The sequence below is a fragment of the Vibrio agarilyticus genome (assembly GCF_012641465.1).
GTDB lineage: Bacteria > Pseudomonadota > Gammaproteobacteria > Enterobacterales > Vibrionaceae > Vibrio > Vibrio agarilyticus.
In genome coordinates this window covers 22,313-42,793 of record NZ_JABAIK010000003.1, presented here as the reverse complement: position 1 = coordinate 42,793, position 20,481 = coordinate 22,313, and the positions used below count along the sequence as shown (strand labels likewise).

The following is a 20,481-nucleotide window of genomic DNA, read 5'->3' as shown; positions in this document are numbered from 1 at the left end:
AGTATGAAAACAACGATACGTCAATCGATACGCTATGTCACAAACACATGTTGTATTGTTGGGTTAGCGCTATTTGCTAGCTACAGCGCCGCGAGTTGGTCCACCGAGCCTTACATCTCTGAGGATTACGTTATTTTCACTCTGGATGCCCATTTTTCTGAATTAAATAAAAGCAAAGCGCGCAAATTATTCCGTGGAAAAACAAAACGTCTTGATGGCAATAAATTTGAGCTGGCAGATTGGCCAAAAAACAGCTTAGTACGCGAGGATTTTTATCAAGCACTACTCGGAAAAAATTTGGCTCAAATGAATGCTTATTGGGCTGCATTGTCTTTCTCAGGCAAAGCGCGCCCGCCCAAAGAACTGAAAGGCGATAATATTAACGCGTTACTGACTTGGATGGCTGCAGAGCCCAATCGCATCGGCTACGCACCTTTGACTAAGGTGCCTACTGACGCAACCGTATTATTTCGATTAGAGGTAGGCAACCAATGAAACAAATAAAGCCTAATCAATGCACGAAAAACCCTGTAGGCTCTCTCGAAAAACAAAATGTCAAAGCGAGCATTAAACACCATCGGGACAGCGAGCTTCTCTTAACAAAGTTCCGTTATTTAGCACCTGTTTCGATTGCATTCTATCTTATTGCGTCACCCACTTTAGCGGCGGTTGAATTAACCGAAAATCTCTCGCTGAGTGGCTTTGGTTCAACCTCTTGGGCAAAATCAAATAATTCCACGCCTTTGCTGATCAATCGTGACATCGGTGATAAATCGTGTTTTCACTACGACACTACCTTCGGTCTTCAACTCGATTATTACCTTTCAGACATTAAAGCATCGCTGCAACTGGTGAAACGCCCACAAGATCATTGGAGCGATCCTAAATTGGAATGGGCTTACCTTAGCTTAGATATGGACCCATTTGAATTTGCAGCAGGTCGACTGCGTTTACCCCTGTTCCTAATTTCAGAGTACTACTACGTTGGCCAAGCCTACACCCCGGCGCGGCCTAACGACGCAGTTTATAACAGTATTCTAGGAATCACTGCCTATAATGGGCTAAGCCTACGCTGGGTAACTGACATTGGTGATAACCAACTGGCTATCACCCCCTTTGTTGGCTTTCATGATACGAGTAAAGTGGACTTTAACCCCACAACCAAGCTTGAATTTACCACCAAAACGCTTTTTGGTGCCAATTTGCAATATAGTGCGGATGACTATCGCTGGAACTTTGCGTACCTGCATTCCAAATTTGATCAAACCACTCTTATCGAAGCTTCTCTCCCGAGTTCTGATAATCCACAGACACTTGTGCCAATGACATTACGCATGCACGAAAAAGATATTGAAATCGATCTCTTCTCACTCGGCGCTGAATATGAATTCGACCCGTTTACAATCACGCTTGAGGGGCAAAAAAATCGGTATTTGTCTTCTTGGTATGCCGGTGTTCAATATCATTGGCAAGCCGTTATTCCTTATTTTTATTACAGTCAGCAATATGGTGAGAACGATAAAAAATCCGGTGAAAATTATTTACTTGGTATACGGTATGATATTGACTACTACATTTCGCTGAATGCTGAGTGGCAGCGTTTTTTTGCAGACGATGGTCGAGGATCATTTGTTGAGTCCCCTTCGAAAAAAGACGCGGATCTCTATACTGTGATGATTAATTTTGTTTTTTAGGAAAAGGGAATTCAATGTATACCCAGGTCAGTGTTATATCCTTTCCACTTGAAGCTACAGCGCTTTCGTTACAAAGTAAGGGGTAGGCTCTCACAAACCTCATCACATAGTTCGCCTCTGTTCACGAAGTGCTCAGAGGCTTTGCTCATTTGCCGCCTACCCGCAGCGTCACCTAGTTTAGGTATAAAATTTGAAATTACTTGGGTATCGAAGCCGAGGTCAAATGCTCACTAAGAGTTTTATCAAGAATATCACCACTGATGGGCTTGGTTATCACATCAACGCAACCTGCATTGAGTAATTTGACTCGAGTTTCTTCAAAGACATCAGCCGTGCAGCCAATAATCACCGAATCTTGTCCATTGGCTAACGTGCGAATTTGTAACACGGCCTCATAGCCATCCATAACTGGCATATGATTATCCACCAATATCAAGTCGTAACTTTGGCGCTTCACCTTATCGACGGCAACCTGCCCGTTTTCTGCCGTTTCAACTTGGAATTGACGCGCGGTTAAAAATTTTTTCAATACAATCACATTAACTCGATTATCTTCGACAATCAGGGCGCTCAATCCACTACCATCAAACTTATGATTGGTGAGAGCGGCGCTACTTACCTGCTGAGTTTGCACCGTGACAGGCAAATGCAAACGAAACTGAGAGCCAACTCCAATCTGACTTTCAACACTTATATCACCTTGCATGATTTTGGCTAATTCATACACAATTGCGAGCCCCAATCCCGAGCCACCAAATCGCCGAGTCGTTTCACTCTCAGCTTGTGAGAACGGCTCAAAAATGGTGGCAAGTTTTGTGTTATCAATACCAATGCCGCTATCCGTCACTGTAATATCAAGTGCATAACGACCTTGCTCAGAAACCAAACGTATATTCGCCTCAATGTGTCCCTGCTGAGTAAATTTCCATGCATTGTTGAGTAAGTTTTGCAGCATTTGCATTATTCGAGTTTCATCTGCGACACACAACAAATCGGAAGGTGCTTCTATACTCAGAGTGAACTCTAATCCCTTCTCATCGCACAAGGTTTTGTAAATAGAGCGTAACCGCACCGCAAGATCGGTCAACGCAAAAGCCACAGGATGTACTTCCAGTTTACCTGCTTCTACTTTAGAAAAATCTAAAATATCATTCAAAACCGAGAGCATGTGCTTGCCCGAACCGACCAAAGTCTCAACCAGCTCACGCTGCTCTCGATTTAACGCCGAATTGGCAAGAATTTCACCAACACCAAGAATCCCGTTCATTGGCGTGCGCAACTCATGGCTCATTGATGCCAAAAAACGACTTTTGGCTAAATTTGCTGACTGCGCTTCTTTTGCGATCCGAGCAAGGCGGGCTTGCAAATCTTTGCGCTCGGTTATATCACGCTCCACCGCCATAAACCCTTCGTGTTGGCCATTGCGGGCATATAGCGGCGTCAGTGCAAGTTCGAGCCAATATTTTTGCCCGCTGCTGCTGTAGTTAATCAATTCGAACAAACCGTGTTCACGAGCATCAATACATTGACTGATAGCTTGCTTCACCTTGGGATCGGTTTCAGGGCCTTGAAGCAAGGTGGGTTTTCGCCCTCTCACATCTTCAAGAGAATATCCGGTCATTTTTTCAAACGAATTGTTCACCCAAGTGATTTCAATTTGAGCGTTAGTAAATACAACCGCATCACGCATATTTTTCACCACTCGCGCCAAACGATTCGACTCCGCCTCACGCGCTTTTAACTCAGCCGCTTGTGCTCGTAACACTTTTGCCTGCTTTTCCAGCGTCTGTTCCGATTGATAGAGCGCCTGGTAAGGTGAGACTAAGACTCGCTGCCCCAACAAATAAACGACGGCAACCGTCACTAAAGTGGCAAAAAATACGCCTAAAAATAGCCGCCACATCAAGGCATTCTCAGTTTGTTGGTGGAAATTCGGTGAACTGGCGTATTTAAGTGAAATATCGTATTGAGCCAGTGGTTTTTCTTGCCAGTCCCAGCCCACAGGCAAGTTAGGCTCCCAGCCAAATCGTGCTTGTTTGATCCCAAACCAATGATGGTCACTTTGGGCAAGATTGCTCAATTGTTGATCGCTGCGCAAGCGAGCTTGATACACCAGCACACCTTCTTCATATCCGTTATAAAGTAGCGGTGTTGTGATCACCAAATATTCACTATGGGCATCTCGATAAAAAGAATATTGGGTTGAAATAAAAAAGGCTTCATTACTACGCATCGCGTTAACGTGCTCGAGCATGCGGTCATTATTTGGGATCTCCGCATACTCCAATCCACCCGCAAAATTGTATAAATTGATCTGAGTGGGAACATTGGGTGACTTTAGCTTGAGTAAAATGTCAGCAAGGTGGTCAGGATCATTTGCTCCAGCCAACATAGCGCTCACCACCGCCGGATGCTTCGCCATGCGCTTTGCCGCTTCGTCATGGGCATTAATCAGCTCAGAAAGATAACGCTCTACGGTAGTTAATTGTATCCCGAGCACTTCTTCGGTAATAATTTCAGTGGTTTTTTTCGCTTGATCATGCAAAAAAAGCGAACTTGCCAGCATAAAAATACCGGCACACAGTAAAACAAACAGACTAAATAGCTGGAAACCACTCTTTTTGCGCGTCATCTCTTTCCTTGCTTATTGGCTCTGGCGTTGAATTAATTATTCGCCCCACTCTTAGCGCTCGATAACAGTTTGACCGCATTATTGGTGTCATAAAATGCCATGCAAAGGTCATCTGGCCCAAGCGCCTCATGCGCATCACGATTTTCAACGCTAAACACACTAAATGGCTGCTGATATCTCTTTATTAGACCATCCACCGGTGCATCAAACGTCTCTAACGCCTGCTTAAGCCTTTTTCGATTTTCAACAATATCAGACGTGAAAATGACTGACTGGCTTGCCGCAACAACGATTTTCCCCAGGTCGTAACCGTGAACAAACCCCGCGGGAGCGGCAATATTTTTATCGACAAATTGCTGAGGAAAAAGTTGCTGCGCTTGATGATACACAGCGCGACTAATGGGCGTTTCTGGAGAGCTGTAAAAGTTAAAGCAGGACCGAATAAAGCGCAACTGCGCTTTCTCTCGAATCTCATAAGAGACATTCTTGGCAAAATTACCGCCAGTGATACCCCAATGGCTATATAACGGCAATCGACTGTCAATCGCCACCGAAGCGTTGACGAGCAGCGCGCCCTCTCGAGCATTCGCCACCATCAAAATACATTGCGCTTGGCTATTCACTAAATCTTTCATTATCAACCGCGCATCCACTTCATTGATCCCCCATGAAAACCACGTCACTTTAGGCCGATCTTGACCGCGCAATTCAGCAGCCAAATTCATATTCTTATAATTGGATTTTCCCCATCCGGTCTCTTCAAGCAGCAAATGCGGACTTTTACATCCCTGACTTAACGCATAATCAAATAAAATTTTTCCTACCTTAGAGTCATCAACTGAAAGGCGAAAAACAAAATTATTCGGCGATGGGTAACGAGTGATCGGATCCCCTGCGGCCCAAGGCACGAGCGTAAGAATTCCTTGCTGGTTAATAAACTCGCGATATTTGATAAGCGGCGGAGAGTGCAACCCACCGACATAAATTAGTGCATCAGGATCAGCCAAAAACGCATCCATATTACGCTTACTACGCAGCACGTTTCCTCGGTGATCCAGCGTGACAAATTGGATTGGTCGCCCATTCAGTTGGTTACTATTTTGTGCCAGCGCCACTTTAAATCCCTGCTCAATTGCCAACGCAGAGGCAAGATGCGAGGTTCTATCTGCATCAAAATAAATTGAAAAAGCATGAACGTGAGGAAGAGGCAATGCGGTTAAACAAAAGATTACCCCAAGTTTTATCGCCCCTATAACACGCAATAGATACTGATTCTGCGCACTTGCTATGCAGTTTCTCACTATGTGGCTCCTGAATTTGTTCGGTCACTATATAACTATAGCGACTGAGCAAAATTAAATGCACATAATTGCTTATTGAGATAACTTGATGGCCAAAATGTGAGGCTCAATGTCCCGCTTATACCTACGTGACCTTGAAACACGCGCCGCAAAAGACAAAAAAGCGGCCCAAAGACCGCTTAAAATAGCAAACTGACAACTGCCTCACAAAGTGAGCAAATAGTTGACCAATTGATTGTACTCATCGTACGTTGTGATGTGCTCTGTTTTTACAATGTACTTGTCATTTACCATAACAGCGGGCACACCAGATAACTGGCTTTGTTCAAACGCTTTATCAAACCGTTTTTGCATCGAGTTAACAGCAAAACTATTGTACGCAGCATCAAACTTAGCGCCATCGACACCATAATCCACAAACAATTGACGCAGCGCAGCTTCATCTTTAGGTGCTTGACGTTTAACATGGATTTGTTCAAACATCACAGGGACCATCGTCTCTTCAACACCGAGCGCCACCATGGTTGCGTATGATTTTGCCATCGGCACTGCCATGCTGTTTCCCATAAAAGAAACATGCACTTTTTGCAGCTTGGCTTCATCTGGAAGTTGAGGTTTTAACTGCGCTATCACCCCTTCAAATTGATAACAATGCGGGCAATAAAAGGAGAAAAACTCTGTCACAACCGGATTCACCGCTTTTGTTTGACCAGAAATGACGGTGTAATGTTTGCCTTCTTCAAATTGCGCAGCCTGCGCACTCAGAGTGATAATGAGCGTGATGGCGCCAAGCCAGATTTTTTTTAGCATGGAAATATGTCCTTAATAATTCAATCGATTCTTAAATGCGGTGCTGCATAGCCAAAGGCCACAACACGGCAGTATCAAATAGGAAATGTCATCGACTGACTTTTTTCGGAGGACGAAAAAGCGTTCTAAATACCCCTTGAATGCGCTTTGCAGAATGATAAATAATCGCTGCATATTGAGGTCGGTGAAAATAAGGTGCCGCTGGCGCGCTGGCAAGCGTGGCTTTCTGAGAGCAACTGGAGGAGCAATGCGCCTCTGCTGTTACGCGCTCATCGCTGGGCAAAGCACCCAGCATAAAAAGCGATGTTTGCCGAACACTGCGGCTAAAGTAATCATGAAAATCGGGCGCCTCTGAACTCGCTATTCCAACACTTTCGCATTGCGAGTGATGTCCGTTTACCAAGGAGAAATGAGTCGTTGATGCGAGATAACTCAAACATAACATCGCACCAATCGTGAACACGCCCATTGGCGAGAGTCGAATCCCTTTAACGAATGCAAAAACCGCCGCGCCACACCAAAATTGGGGTAGTCTTGAAGTGCGGCAGTGTCGGTTTGCATTACTCACTAAGCTCAAAATCCTTATAAGGTCAAAATGGCCCCAGCATCACACTGTGTGAATCACTGAACACGCTTATTTATCATGCTCAATGGTAGCGACAAAAAGAGACGTTGGTCGAGGCTTCGATAATTTATCTAACAATTTTATTACATTGTTGATGAACCATAACAGTTTTTAGCCCAGCGCGCCAATCCCGCTGTCACTGAGCCAAAATAACTACCACTGACAATCGGCGTCGTTGGTGCAACATGGGTCATTGCCTCACGCAGGACATGAGAGCGTGCCGAGCCTCCGGTCATAAAAATCGCGTCAGGTTGTATTCCAGCTTGCGTAATGGCTTCTTTCGCTAACGCGACCATTTTGCTCACTGGCTTTTCAAGTGCCGCCTCCATATGACTGCGAGCCACCGGAATATCAAGTTGCTCAATCAATAAATTCAAATGCGCGCAATATAAGTCGCTCTGCTCAAGCGCAATTTTTGCTTTTTCCGCCTCTCGCACAATGCCATAACCCAAAGCACCTTGATGAACCGCGATCAATCGCTGCAAATAATGGGGCGTCGTGGACTGTTTCAGCATGCGCTGCAAATGTTGCAAATTTTCTCGAGAATAGAACGTCCGCTGGGCTTGGACATCAGAGATCATAATCGGGTTCCAAAATTGGGTTTGTGGAATGTCCGCACCTTTACCACCATTTGATCCCAACCCAAACTCACGCATAAAATTGTGAAACGCAATGTGGGTATCAAGATCGTTCCCTCCCACAAGCTGCCCTGTGTGAGCCAACAACGTCTCATCGCGCGCGGTTTTTCCGACCCACTGCGGCCCCATTTGGATCATCGAGCAGTCTGTTGTACCGCCACCAATATCCACCACAAGCACATTCTGCGCCGTGGTTAATGTCGCCTCATATTCTAAACCTGCGGCAACCGGCTCAAACTGAAATTCTATCGACTTAAAACCTGCTCGAGTTGCCGCTCGGCGCAGAATGCCTTCCGCTTGCTGATTGGAACGCTCACCACCACGCCCTAGAAAATTGACCGGACGACCGATAACGGTTTCGCTAATATCACGTTGAAGATGCTGCTCTGCTCGACTTTTGATATTGGCCATCATGGCGCACACCAAATCTTCAAAAAACGACAACTGAACATCCCGCAACCCCATCGCACCAAGAAAGGATTTTGGTGATTTGATGTAATAGACGTTTTTCGGATCTTCAAGGTAATGATCCAACGCTTGCATACCAAACAACACATCGTCAGATCGTACCTCAAGGCCCTCTTCACGATTTAGCTCAATCGCACGGCGCAAGACGAGCTCTCCGGTGGCATCGCTAGGCCGAATATTCAAACAGCGAAACAGATATTCCGACACGGTTTCGGCCGTTGGCGCGCACAAAGTGGATGAAATGTATCGCTGATCGCCCACTAAAGGGATCGGCACCACCTGCTGATCAACAACATGGGCCACCGAACAATTTGCCGTACCATAATCAAAACCTATCGCCATCACTTACCTCATCGTACAGCTCACTGGTGAAGCGTAACCTGATTTCATCGCTTCACCACAAAAGAGAGAGTTTATACCCAAATGACCTCAAGATGCAGGGTTCAGAGCCAACTCACTGGGCTGAGAGCAAGGCAAACAACGCGGCGAAATAGCGAGTCTATTTTCAAGTTGTTTAACGCGGCCATCAGTTCAGTGCTTGGCTCCCGACGGGCGAGCTGCCTTGGCTCATCAGCTTTGTTGACGATTTTCGCTTGAGAACCACTCAATCATCAAATCCTCGCCTCACTGACAAGCCAAGTCATTCTCGCTGAACCGCACATCTTTAGGTTATTTGGGTATACCAGCTGTCTACTAGATCAGGGCAAGAAAAATATTAACCAAAGCGCCCACCGAGATAACCTCGCGTTAAAGGGTGGATCGGCTGAGCGAACATTTGCTCGGTTGGATTCACTTCAACTAACTGACCAAGATGAAAATAGGCAGTGCGGTCGGCAATACGCTGCGCCTGCTGCATCGAATGGGTGACAATGCCAATCGTAAAATGATTTTTTAGCGCGAGGATCAGCTCTTCAATAACTGCCGTTGCAATCGGATCTAACGCAGAGCAAGGCTCGTCCATTAAGATCACCTCGGGTGAGATAGAAATAGTACGTGCGATACAAAGCCGCTGCTGTTGGCCACCTGACAGTCCCGTCGCAGGGGTATGCAGCCGGCTCGCCACTTCATTCCATAACCCCGCTTTGCGCAAAGAGGACTCGACGACCGCATCCAGTTCGTCTTTAGACTCAACCAAACCATGAAGTTTTGGTCCATAGGCGATATTGTCATAAATCGATTTGGGAAACGGATTGGGTTTTTGAAACACCATACCGACTCGTGCGCGGAGTGTTTCTTTTTCCATTGAATAAATATCTTGCCCATTAAGTTCGAGGTGCCCTTGCACCTTGCACCCTAGTAACGTGTCGTTCATTCGGTTTAAACAGCGAATGAAGGTCGACTTGCCACATCCCGATGGGCCGACCATCGCGAGCACTTCACGCTTACCTAAGTCCAGCTCAATACGGTTGAGAGCTTGCTGATCCGAATAGTAAACACTCACCTCTGTCGCTCTCATTGCAGGGTCGGCGCTTTGGGTATGCCCAATTGTCGTATGGTTAACGAGTAACTCGTGCTCTAACGCAGCGGCAGATGCGCCTCCCTCGCCAATTAACGTTGGCTCAATCACGCGAATATCTTCCGTTGAAGCACTCGTTTTTGTCTCTTGTCCAAGCGGCGCTTTCGCGCCATGACAGTGCGCCAAATGAGACTCAGACACACCAAGGCTCGACGCATCCGCGCCGACGGACGTTGCACGATGCCCAGCGGCGCTGGGTTGAACTGGCTGGCGGTTTTGTTTCATTACCACTTCCTTTCAAGCTTACGCCGCAAAAACAGCGCAAAGGCATTCATCAAAAATAAAAATAACAGCAGCACCATGATGGCAGCCGACGTCAGTTGAGAAAAACCGCGTTCGGGGTTTTCTGACCATAAAAATATTTGCACTGGCAATGCCGTTGCGGCATCGAGCAAACCGTGCGGCACTTCAACGATAAAGGCAACCATGCCAATCATTAACAGTGGCGCAGTCTCACCCAATGCCTGTGCCATACCGATTATCGATCCTGTTAACATCCCCGGGAGCGCTAAGGGCACCACATGATGAAACACCGTCTGAGTGCGCGAAGCTCCCATCGCTAACGCCGCATCACGAATCGATGGTGGCACCGCCTTTAACGCAGCGCGGCTTGAAATAATAATCGTGGGTAACGTCATCAAGGTGAGCACCAATCCCCCCACAAGTGGCGTTGAGCGTGGCATTCCCAATACATTGAGAAATATGGCTAATCCTAACAGCCCAAACACGATGGAGGGCACAGCAGCAAGGTTATTGATGTTGATTTCAATTAAGTCAGTAATTCGGTTTTTCGGCGCGTACTCTTCCAAATAGATCGCCGCGCCCACACCAATCGGAAAACTGAGCACCAGCGTAGTCAGCAAGGTCAAAAACGATCCCACAAAGGCGCTTGCGATACCCGCAGCAGCAGGGTTGCGACTATCACCCGAGGTGAAAAACGCCCAATTAAACGCCATGCGCACACGCTGCTGCTCTTGCCAAATGCCATACCATTGGATCTGTTTTTGCGTGAGTGGTATCGCGTTTACCTGTTGCGATGTAGCGGCCTTTTTAGCCACAGTATCACCGTGCGAACTGGGCGAGTGTTCATTTGTAGCCTGCGATTGGAAGGCGTGATGTTGACGATATTGATTGACCCGATCGCCTGCGGGTAGCCACAGAGTTAATCGCGTTGCGTCCGGTCGAGTTTTGGCGCTGGCAATAGCATCAGAGAGTTGAAATTCGGCCTCTGGCGATATCATTTGATAAAGCTGCCGCCTCTCGGCTCTTGATGTAACGTCACCAAATTGATTGCGCAGCGTGGCGCGGATCATTTGTCTTGCATCACTTGGTATCGTGGTATCACTGAGCGGAAACTCAAACCGAACTTGAGTGACCCAAAACGCGCCAACTCCCGTTTTAACTATCGCCCCAACCATCACCACTAAAAACAACAATGCGCTGGCGATAGCGGCCATACCCAAATAACGAAAGCGTCGCTCTGCTCGCCGACGTTTGGTTAATGATTGCTGCAGTCGACTTTGCTTGGTGCGCGCCAAATTTAATAAAGGATCATCAGTCATAACGTTCTCGATAGCGTTTCACAATATGCAAGGCAACCACGTTTAACAGTAAGGTCACCACAAATAGAGTGAGTCCCAAAGCAAATGCCGCTAACGTTTTCGGGCTGTCAAAGGCTTGATCGCCCACCAGCAAGGTGACAATTTGCACCGTAATCGTTGTGACGGATTCGAGTGGATTTGCGGTAAGGTTGGCACTTAGCCCTGCAGCCATAACCACTATCATGGTTTCGCCAATTGCTCGTGAAATTGCCAGCAGCAAGCCACCAACAATGCCTGGCAATGCGGCAGGCAGCACCACCTGCTTGATGGTTTCCGAACGAGTTGCGCCCATGGCCAGTGATGCGTTACGCAGATCTTGCGGCACTGCGCGAATCACATCATCAGCAAGTGATGAAACAAACGGAATGATCATAACGCCCATCACCAAACCCGCCGCTAACGCACTTTCTGAGGAGGCAGAGCTGACACCAAAACTTTCTGCAGTGCGCCGAATCCATGGGGCTATGGTCAAGGCCGCAAAAAATCCGTACACCACAGTGGGCACCCCCGCCAGAATTTCCAGCAGCGGCTTGAGATACGCGCGAGCGCGCTCAGGTGCATATTCCGCCAAATATATCGCACTCAACAACCCGACAGGCGCCGCGACACACATGGCGATGAGTGTAATAAGCAGTGTTCCGACAAAGAGTGGTACCGCGCCAAACGCACCACTGGCGGCGTGTTGATCTTCTCGCAGTGCAATTTGCGGTGACCAATGAGTGCCAAACAAAAACTCGCTGAGGGGAATGTGCTGGAAAAAACGTATCGATTCGAACAGCACTGAAAGCACAATACCCAGCGTGGTCAATATGGCGATAAGTGAGCACAACAGCAGCAGCACTCGCACCACTTTTTCAACGTGATGACGCGCGCGAAAACGGGGCGATATTTGCCGTAGCGCGAAAGCAGGTAGTGTCGCCAGCATTAAGAGCACAATAAGCGCAATGCCCCAATCAAATTGGCTACGCAAGCTTTGGTAGTAAAGCGCACTTTCAACTAGGGCCTCGCGGTAAGGCAGCATTTGCCATTTTTCTGGCAAAGTTAGCACCGCGCTTTGCTCCTTGAAGGCAGGTTCAAGTAAAGGCGCTGACTGTGCTATCGCGCTTATCTGAGCAAAAAGTAACTCGGCGCTTATTCCCGTATCAGCCAAAGACCATAATGTCGCAAAATGACTCAAAGTCAGCGCTTTCAGCACTACGGGAGAGACGGCACTGGCAATAAGCCCAATCGCCGCCGTGGGTAGCAAGGTCAACCAAAAAGCATACCACCCATAATAGCTCGGTAGCGCGCCAAGTTGCTCCACGCCACCTGCACCACGCGCCACTTTTTTCGCGCGCTGCTGCGCGCCCCAAAATGCGCTACTCAGAGCCAACAGAGCGAACAATACAATCATCATTAGCGAATTTCCCGCAGCAATGAACAATCAAAGCAAAGGCTAGTCAAAGATTGGAAGTCATTGTTGTGGCATCATTGCGCACCACTTGCCACTCTGTGGGCGCCAGAGGGATCAAGCCGCGATCGGCCAAATAGCCGTCATCACCGATGGCATTTTCACTGGTAAATTCCGCGACGTACTTTTCAATACCTGGGATCACGCCAAGATGCGCTTTTTTGACATAGAAAAACAGCGAACGTGAGACGGGGTAGCGGCCATCACCAATAGCCGCAAAACTGGGCGCAACGCCGTTAATTGTTGCCCCTTGCACTTTATCGCGATTTTGATCAAGGAAGCTAAAACCAAAAATACCAAACGCGTTTGGGTTGGCGGTGAGCTTTTGCACAATGAGATTATCGTTTTCTCCCGCTTCGACAAAAGCACCGTCCTCACGAATGCCATGACATACCGCTTTGAATTGCGCTTTATCGCTCTTTTTCAACGCATTAATAGCAGGGTTTAGCTTGCAACCTGCCTCCATGACAAGCTCAACAAACGCATCGCGAGTCCCAGATGTCGGCGGTGGGCCTAAGACTTCAATGGCGCTATTGGGTAACGAAGGGTCAATCTGGTTCCAGTGGGTATAGGGATTATCAACAAAACCGCCTTTGCCATCAGGAAGCACTTTTGCCAGCGCTCGATATAAATCACGCACTGAAATCGATAACGGCTCAGCTTGAGTGGCATTTGCTAGCGCGATGCCATCATAGCCAACTTTGACCTCAACAATCTCTGTCACCCCATTCTGCGCGCAGCGCTTGATTTCGGATGACTTGATTTTACGCGACGCGTTGGCAATATCGGGAGTGTGTTCACCCACACCGGCGCAAAACAGTTTTAGACCACCACCAGAGCCCGTAGATTCTACCTTCGGCACGAGATAGTCACTGGTTTTACCAAATCGCTCTGCCACCACGGTGGCAAACGGATAGACTGTCGATGAGCCAACGATGCTAATTTGATCGCGGGCAGCCACATCCCCCACATGCGCAGTAAATACACCTAAGAGTATAGCTGCGGCACTAAACCACTCCTTTGCATTGAACCACATACTTGGTCTCCTTGAGCCATAACTTAAAATCACCATGGTTCAATGTAGACAGTGAAATTCACTGCAAAACAGAGTCATAAACTGTTCATTAAAATGTCATAAAACAGATCGAAATAGCGCTTTTTAATCAATTCATTACCACAATAATATGCAACTCATTTACTCAACTCATTGGCGCGCCAAAACTGCATCAGATGCAATAGAGCAAATCCTGTGTGACCGTAAAAATAGAGTTCAATCAGTCCAACGAGGCTTTTGTGTAACGAGAGCAGTGTAGATGAAAAGCTCAAACCGAATGCTTGGGCCAAATACCAGCTAGTGCCACTGAAAACCGCTAGCAAGAGGGCGAATAAACCAAGCCCCTCCACCGTTGCAGCCAGACCTGACGGCTTTGGCGGCGGTAACTGGCGACGGCGCAGTTGCACCAAATCACTTTTTATCTGACGCCAATGACTAAAGCGCCATGGATACAGATCCGCTGCGCCTCTGCGCCGCAGCACTACCACAAAAAATAGCACTGCAATAGGAAGTAGACTAAGCCCACTGTACATATGCAATCGGTCTATCCATCTCCAATCCATTTCTGCCGTGTCAGAGTGAATATGCATACCCGCAGAGCTTAAGAGTTGCAAGATGACCCAAAGAGCAATCAGAAAATGGAGCGTTTTTTCCACTATCGGTAACGAAATAAAAAGCGCATTCACTGCGTTACGTAATCGAGATAACATCAAATCGTCTCTTTTAGTTCGGCACGATGAACTGAGTCTAGACGACGTTTTACAGTGTAAATACCCCATTGATGAGACGATAATTGTGGTTTCTTTTCCCACTGAAAAGGACAATACCCAAACAACTTGAAGATGCAGGTAGGCGACCAGCGAACAAAGCCTCTGAGCACTTCGTGAAAATAGATAAAGTTTGTGAGTGCCAGTCAACAACGCTGCAACTTCAAGTAGGAAGGGTATATACCCAAGTAACCTCAAGATGCATGGTTCAGCGAGAATGACTTGGTTTATCAGTGAGGCGAGGATTTGAAGATTGAGTGGTTCTCAATCGAAAATCGTCAACAAAGCTGATGAACCAAGACAGCTCGCCCCTTGGGAGCCAATCACTGAACCGCTTTTTGTTGTAACGAAAGTGCGTTAAACAACTTGAAAATAGACTCGCTATTTCGCTGCGTTGTTTGCCTTGCTCTCAGCTCAGTGAGCCGGCTCTGAATCCAGCATCTTGAGGTCACTTGGGTATAGTCAGATTTAAAATTAACCACTTTGCACACGATAACGCGAGGGCGTCTGTGCAAAACGTTGACGAAACTGCTTAGTGAAATAAGCCGGGCAATTAAAACCGCATTGATGGGCAATCTCAGTAACCGCAATGCGAGTGGTCTGTAACAAATGCGCAGCGTGACGCAACCGAACATCCAGTAAATAACGATTGGGCGTGCAACTCAACGCCGCCTTAAAGAGGCGGAAACATTCACTTTCACTGATATTGGCGTGACGCGCAATGCCAGCAACACTAAGCGATTCAGAAAAATGCGATTCGATAAATTTCACCATAGCGCTCAGGCGCTTCTCACGAGTCGACGCGGCGCTAGGTTGAGATGCCCATAACTGCGGTTCATGTTGCCCTAATTGTTGCCAGCATTGCGCAAGCGCACTGCTCATCAGCAACTCATAAGCAAATGCGCGGGTTTGCCACGCGCCAAACGCCAATGCAACGGTATCAATCAGTGTTCGTTGCCAAGGTATCTGTGGGGAAAATCGATACGCGCGAAACGCAGGATTACTGATCAAAGGGACAATATAGTCGTGATATAAGCGGTTAAAACGCTCACCTGTCAGTAACTTTGGGGCAAAAACCACATTGAGAATTCGACAGTCGCAGGCCCCAACATCCGTCAAACGATGCAGCGCTCCTGAGTTGACCAAAATCATTTCACCTTGTTCAAGTACGATGGTTTGCTCAAGCGTCTCTACTTGGGTTCGTCCCTCAGCAACCAACACCAATTCCAGCTCATCGTGCCAATGCCACGGCACTTCTCCCGTCATAAACTGAGAAAATCGCTCATCATAAAACGCACATGGATAATGATCATCGCCATGTTGGACTAACTCACGCCCCTGAGCGTCCGTTTCAATATGATAATTTTGCATCACGCAGCCTGATAGAATCGTTATAAATATCGGTAGTATTGGCCTAGCATACCGCAAATATTGCCAGTATTGTTACATCATTAATGACCCTTTTTTGATCAAAACTCGCCAAAACTGAACTTTGGGTCTGCCATACCGCCGTATTTCACATTATTTTGGAGTTCATTTATGCCGCATTCGACTCTCTCTAGTTTCGCCCAACAGCACCTTGGTGAGTGCATACTCAATCCGACGCAAATTGCTCAAGGCGTCAGCCGCGTGGCGACCATGCTCAACGCCCAATTTGATGACGCCGTCATCATCAGCGTGGTCCCTGGCGGAGTGATATTTACGGCTGATCTCGTTCGTCAATTGGATTTTGATGTGGCGATGGATGTGATTTCTTGCCCCCATACCCCCGGTGAGCGCAATAATGCTTCTGTCATTGACTATCGCCAAACCGTGGCCATTTACGATCGTGACGTCATTGTCGTGGATGACGCGATTGAATCTGGCGGTACGATGAAACGATTAATTGAACACTTAGCGCAATTTGAACCTCGCTCTCTCTCTATTGCGACCCTATTTGTAAAACCTGGCCGCGTGGCGATTGATGTGCCGCAATATTATGCGCTAGAGATGGTTAATGACGATCTGCTCGTCGGCTACGGCCTGCCTTGGGAGCACAAACTGCGCAATCTGCCGGCAATTTATCAACTCAAGCAAGGCAAATAGCGTTAGATAGCCAAACAAATTGAAGATGCAGGTAGGCAACAAGCGAGCAAAGCCTCTGAACACTTCGTGAACATAGATAAACTGTGTGATGAGGTTCGTGAGTGCCCGTCAACACCGCTGTTACTTCAAGTGGGACGGGTATAAAACGTCTTAAAAGCGAGAAAGCACTTGAGTGTAGCAGGGATGAAACGCCAATACGGTTGTCAGCTATCAGGCGAGGCCGCTAGTCTCAGAGTACACGGCAAATGCCAGTTCTCTCTCAGCGCGAAACGCTCAACGATGACTATGCTGCCTCTTCAAGATCAACCATAGTGAGGAGTTCATCGCCGCGGATTGCGCCACTGATAAGGCGCTTTAATGGAACCCAAAAAACTGACTCAGTACGATCTTAACGCAATGGATAAACGCAGCCGCTTACGGCTGGTGAACTCTGTGGCGGGGTTTAAAAGCGTCAATCTGATTGGCACTTGCGATACCGAAGGCAATGATAACCTTGCCGTGGTCAGTTCTGTGATTCATCTCGGTACCGCACCGCCACTGATTGGCTTTGTCGTGCCACCAGAGCGTGGCGAACGTCACACACTGGATAACATACTGGCGACCGGCCGCTACACCATCAACGCGGTCACATGCGATTTTTTTGATAAAGCGCATCAAACATCAGCGCCCTACTTACGTTCGCAATCGGAGTTTGATTGTGTTGGATTGACCCCCGCATACCAACATGACTTTCCAGCGCCTCGCGTCAAAGAAAGTCCATTATCGCTGGGAATCAAACTGCGTGAGCGCATGACAATTTCAGCCAATTACAGTGAACTCATTGTGGGTGAAATCGACCAGATTTGGGTCAGTAACGACGCGATCATGCCTGATGGTTATATCGACTTAGAAACTCTCGGCATTGTGACCGTTTCAGGACAAGACAGCTACCACACTACTGAACGTTTGCAGCGTTTAAGTCGCGCCGCAACCGATAAGCAAGTCTACCCACTGACCATTGAAGGCGACCCTTCTTCTTGGCAGGCGCTGGGAAAGTTCCATGAGTGGACGTAAAGCGTTCACGACGCGAAGCATCAGCGCGTCGTGAACATTGTCTAAATAAGCGACTATTCAGCCATAATAATTAATGTTTGTTGCTGTTTCGCTTTGAGTTTCAGCCGCGCAATAACACCCACCACCAGAGTCACACACAAAGCAATGACACTAACACTGTAGACTGGCGTTGCGCTAATTTGAGTCAGCTGATAGAAAACCGCCGCCACAATGTAACCAAAAGCAAAGGTCCAAATAGCGATAAATCGCATGAAAGGCTGTCCAAATTCGCGTGCGAACGCGCCGAGTGCAGCGGCGCACGGGGTATAAAGCAGAACAAACAACATATAAGAAAACGCGGCACTACCACTTACAAAATGCGTTTCCAAATTACCGAAAATGGTATTGTCGACGCCTTGATCTTCAGCAACCACGGCTTTATCGGTTAAGTCACCCACCTCGATACCTAATGGATCGCTGTAGTTCATGCCCATCAAATTGTCTGGGATCGTTTGCAAAGCTTCACCAAGAGTGGCGATTAAATCGTATTCACTTGTCTCATCGCCCGCTTCGGCGCTCGAGTACAGGCTATTAAGCGTACCGATTACCGCCTCTTTAGCAAAAAGACCGGTAATGATGCCGACCGTGGCCTGCCAGTTGTTTTCTTGTACGCCAATCGGTTCAAACATTGGCGTGACAATTTGCGATGCGCGTGACAACACCGATTTCTCTGACTCTTGGTTACCAAAGCTGCCATCCACACCCAGTGAGTTGAAAAAGCTCAAAATAGCGACAACAACAACAATGGTTTTGCCTGAGCCAAGCACGAATTTTTTCAATTTATGCCACGTTTTGGTCAGCACATTGCGCAAAGTAGGACGCTCGTAGCTCGGCAGCTCCATAACCAAGCTATCACTTGTCCCTGGGTAAAGCGTATGGCGAAGCACCAAGCCGGTAATCACCGCCGCCAAAACACCAATCAAGTAGAGTAGGAACACCACATTTTGACCGTTTTCAGGGAAAAATGCCGCGGCAAACAGAGCAAACACAGGCAAACGCGCACCACAGGACATGAATGGCACCATAGCCGCGGTCAACTTACGCTCACGCTCTTGTTCAAGAGTCCGAGTCGCCATAACAGCCGGTACGCTACAGCCAAAACCAATGATCATGGGCACGAATGCTTTACCTGGCAAACCGATTTTTTGCATTAAACGGTCTAGTACAAAGGCTGCACGCGCCATGTAACCCGAGCTTTCTAATACGGCCAAAAAGAGGTACATCGCCGCAATCACCGGAATAAAAGTCGCTACCGTTTGAATACCCGCGCCAAAACCGTCCGCCACAATCGTCACAAACCATTCTGGTAGTGCATTGTCGAGCAAGTGATGCACGCCATCCACGGCGATTGCGCCGACCGCGATATCGAAAAAGTCGATAAATGAACCACCGACATTAATCGCAAACATAAACATGAGATACATAATGCCAAAGAAAATTGGCAAACCCGCCACACGATGGAGCAAAATGTTGTCAATGCGGTCACTGGCTTTACGACTTAACCCACCTTCTTGACGTCGTACATCGGTACAAACTTGGTGTAAAAAGGTATAGCGAGTGTTGGCAATATTGAGTTCAGCATCCATTTCAACACTAAGCAGATTGCGCAAGTTTTCTGCGGCATTGCGATCGTGTTCAGTCAAGCGATTGAGGGTAAGTACATCACTTTCCAAAATACGCACCGCTTCCGCTCGAGAGGCATCATTGTGTGCCAAACTAGGCAGTTGAATGAGTTCAGAGAGCGTTGCCTCAAGGCGGGCGTCGTAGTTAAGTGTTAAAGGCTCACAATGAACCCCTTGTGCCAATGATTTGTGCAGACGTTTTACAAATTCCGCCACTTGATCTTTATCGTGCGCCGATAGCGCGAATACCTGACAGCCAAGATGCTTTTCAAGCTTCGCCAAATCAAGCACTTGATGCTGCTTTTGCAAGACATCGAGCTTATTAAGCACCACCACCATCGGCTTACCCAGCTCGCGCAGTTGCAGCGTCATATAAAGACCCCGCTCAAGCGCGGTGGCATCGACGACGTTAACAATCACATCGGCGGCCAGATTATAAATGGCACTGGATGCAATCGCCTCATCCAAACTATTGGCGTCGTTGGCACTGTCCAGTGCGTACAGTCCAGGTAAGTCTGTTAACTCAAACTCCACTCCGGTGGATGAAAAATGCCCGGTTTTCTTTTCTACTGTTACGCCAGCCCAGTTGCCAACTTGCTGTTTTGCACCGGTCAGTGCGTTAAATAGCGTGGTCTTGCCGCTATTAGGATTACCAACCGTGAGAATGTGATAATGGCTCATTTTGGAGTAACCTCGATCAATTCAGCTAGATTTTTGCGGAATGCGACATCGACGCCCAACACTCGAATTTGAATCGGATCACCAAGCGGCGCGATACGAACTTTTTCAATCTCGCTTTGTGGCAAGATCCCCATCACCATCAGTTTTTTGCGTGTCGCGCTGTCCACCTCATCCATTGAGGTGATAATTGCGTGTTTGCCGTTGGCTAACGCCGCTAACTTCATGATTTAACTCCAAATGATAATCATTGCCATTTCGGTTATATTTTCACCTTCTCTGACCATTCTCTATTTGATACAAATCAATAAATCTCATTTTTGTTTTGGTTTTGATAAGAATTTGCATTTAGACGAAAAAAAGAGCCGCCAATGGCGACTCTTTACTCCAGCAACTTGGCGTTGCAGACGGGCGGTAAGCGAGCTGAGTTATTCGTGACTATAGCCAA

At 47.5% G+C, this 20,481-nt stretch carries 17 protein-coding genes; 4 read left to right on the top strand and 13 right to left on the bottom strand.

The features are described from left to right. Window positions 1-3 precede the first annotated feature (3 nt). A complete protein-coding gene (locus HGP28_RS03840) occupies window positions 4-495 on the top strand; it encodes a hypothetical protein (protein WP_168835137.1) in 492 nt (163 codons plus the stop codon). Beyond that, entirely contained in the window at window positions 492-1,694 is a 1,203-nt protein-coding gene (locus tag HGP28_RS03835; RefSeq protein ID WP_246225543.1) for a sulfate ABC transporter permease, read from the top strand. The genes HGP28_RS03840 and HGP28_RS03835 overlap by 4 nt, the downstream gene beginning before the upstream one ends. Window positions 1,695-1,890: 196 nt before the next feature. Here HGP28_RS03835 and HGP28_RS03830 read toward each other — a convergent pair whose 3' ends face one another. From HGP28_RS03830 to HGP28_RS03780, 11 genes are all read right to left on the bottom strand, one after another. Next, entirely contained in the window at window positions 1,891-4,326 is a 2,436-nt protein-coding gene (locus tag HGP28_RS03830; RefSeq protein WP_168835136.1) for a hybrid sensor histidine kinase/response regulator, read from the bottom strand. 32 nt (window positions 4,327-4,358) lie between these two features. Continuing rightward, a complete protein-coding gene (locus HGP28_RS03825) occupies window positions 4,359-5,627 on the bottom strand; it encodes an ABC transporter substrate-binding protein (RefSeq protein WP_343033795.1) in 1,269 nt (422 codons plus the stop codon). A 204-nt stretch (window positions 5,628-5,831) separates the two neighbouring features. Further along, the gene (locus HGP28_RS03820) at window positions 5,832-6,437 is read right to left on the bottom strand and encodes a thiol:disulfide interchange protein DsbA/DsbL (protein WP_168835135.1); all 606 of its coding nucleotides are present in this window, start codon (window positions 6,435-6,437) and stop codon (window positions 5,832-5,834) included. Between the two features lie 88 nt (window positions 6,438-6,525). After that, a complete protein-coding gene (locus HGP28_RS03815) occupies window positions 6,526-7,005 on the bottom strand; it encodes a hypothetical protein (protein ID WP_168835134.1) in 480 nt (159 codons plus the stop codon). 140 nt (window positions 7,006-7,145) lie between these two features. Next, on the bottom strand, window positions 7,146-8,510 hold the full coding sequence (yegD, locus tag HGP28_RS03810; RefSeq protein WP_168835133.1) for a molecular chaperone: 1,365 nt from the start codon (window positions 8,508-8,510) through the stop codon (window positions 7,146-7,148). Window positions 8,511-8,883: 373 nt separating this feature from the next. Continuing rightward, the gene (gene pstB, locus HGP28_RS03805; protein WP_246225552.1) at window positions 8,884-9,624 is read right to left on the bottom strand and encodes a phosphate ABC transporter ATP-binding protein PstB; all 741 of its coding nucleotides are present in this window, start codon (window positions 9,622-9,624) and stop codon (window positions 8,884-8,886) included. A gap of 284 nt (window positions 9,625-9,908) precedes the next feature. Next, complete coding sequence (gene pstA / locus HGP28_RS03800) at window positions 9,909-11,246, bottom strand: phosphate ABC transporter permease PstA (protein WP_168835131.1); 1,338 nt, start codon at window positions 11,244-11,246, stop codon at window positions 9,909-9,911. Next, window positions 11,239-12,681, bottom strand: coding sequence for a phosphate ABC transporter permease subunit PstC (gene pstC / locus HGP28_RS03795; RefSeq protein WP_168835130.1), 1,443 nt, complete (start codon window positions 12,679-12,681; stop codon window positions 11,239-11,241). The genes pstA and pstC overlap by 8 nt, the downstream gene beginning before the upstream one ends. A 43-nt stretch (window positions 12,682-12,724) precedes the next feature. Continuing rightward, a complete protein-coding gene (locus tag HGP28_RS03790) occupies window positions 12,725-13,771 on the bottom strand; it encodes a PstS family phosphate ABC transporter substrate-binding protein (RefSeq protein WP_168835129.1) in 1,047 nt (348 codons plus the stop codon). 155 nt (window positions 13,772-13,926) lie between these two features. Further along, on the bottom strand, window positions 13,927-14,499 hold the full coding sequence (locus HGP28_RS03785) for a cytochrome b/b6 domain-containing protein (protein ID WP_168835128.1): 573 nt from the start codon (window positions 14,497-14,499) through the stop codon (window positions 13,927-13,929). Between the two features lie 531 nt (window positions 14,500-15,030). Further along, complete coding sequence (locus HGP28_RS03780) at window positions 15,031-15,927, bottom strand: AraC family transcriptional regulator (protein ID WP_168835127.1); 897 nt, start codon at window positions 15,925-15,927, stop codon at window positions 15,031-15,033. Between the two features lie 168 nt (window positions 15,928-16,095). Here HGP28_RS03780 and HGP28_RS03775 point away from each other — a divergent pair, with 168 nt between their 5' ends. Both HGP28_RS03775 and HGP28_RS03770 read left to right on the top strand, forming a co-directional pair. Then, on the top strand, window positions 16,096-16,641 hold the full coding sequence (locus HGP28_RS03775) for a phosphoribosyltransferase (protein WP_168835126.1): 546 nt from the start codon (window positions 16,096-16,098) through the stop codon (window positions 16,639-16,641). Window positions 16,642-16,998: 357 nt separating this feature from the next. Then, window positions 16,999-17,694, top strand: a complete 696-nt coding sequence (locus tag HGP28_RS03770; protein ID WP_168835125.1) for a flavin reductase family protein — start codon at window positions 16,999-17,001, stop codon at window positions 17,692-17,694. A 53-nt stretch (window positions 17,695-17,747) separates the two neighbouring features. Here the strand turns inward: HGP28_RS03770 and feoB are convergent, their stop codons facing one another. Next, entirely contained in the window at window positions 17,748-20,036 is a 2,289-nt protein-coding gene (gene feoB, locus HGP28_RS03765) for a Fe(2+) transporter permease subunit FeoB (RefSeq protein ID WP_168835124.1), read from the bottom strand. Next, window positions 20,033-20,260 carry a FeoA family protein gene (locus HGP28_RS03760; protein WP_168835123.1) on the bottom strand — a complete coding sequence of 76 codons (228 nt, stop codon included), beginning with the start codon at window positions 20,258-20,260 and terminating at the stop codon, window positions 20,033-20,035. The genes feoB and HGP28_RS03760 overlap by 4 nt, the downstream gene beginning before the upstream one ends. Window positions 20,261-20,481 lie beyond the last annotated feature (221 nt).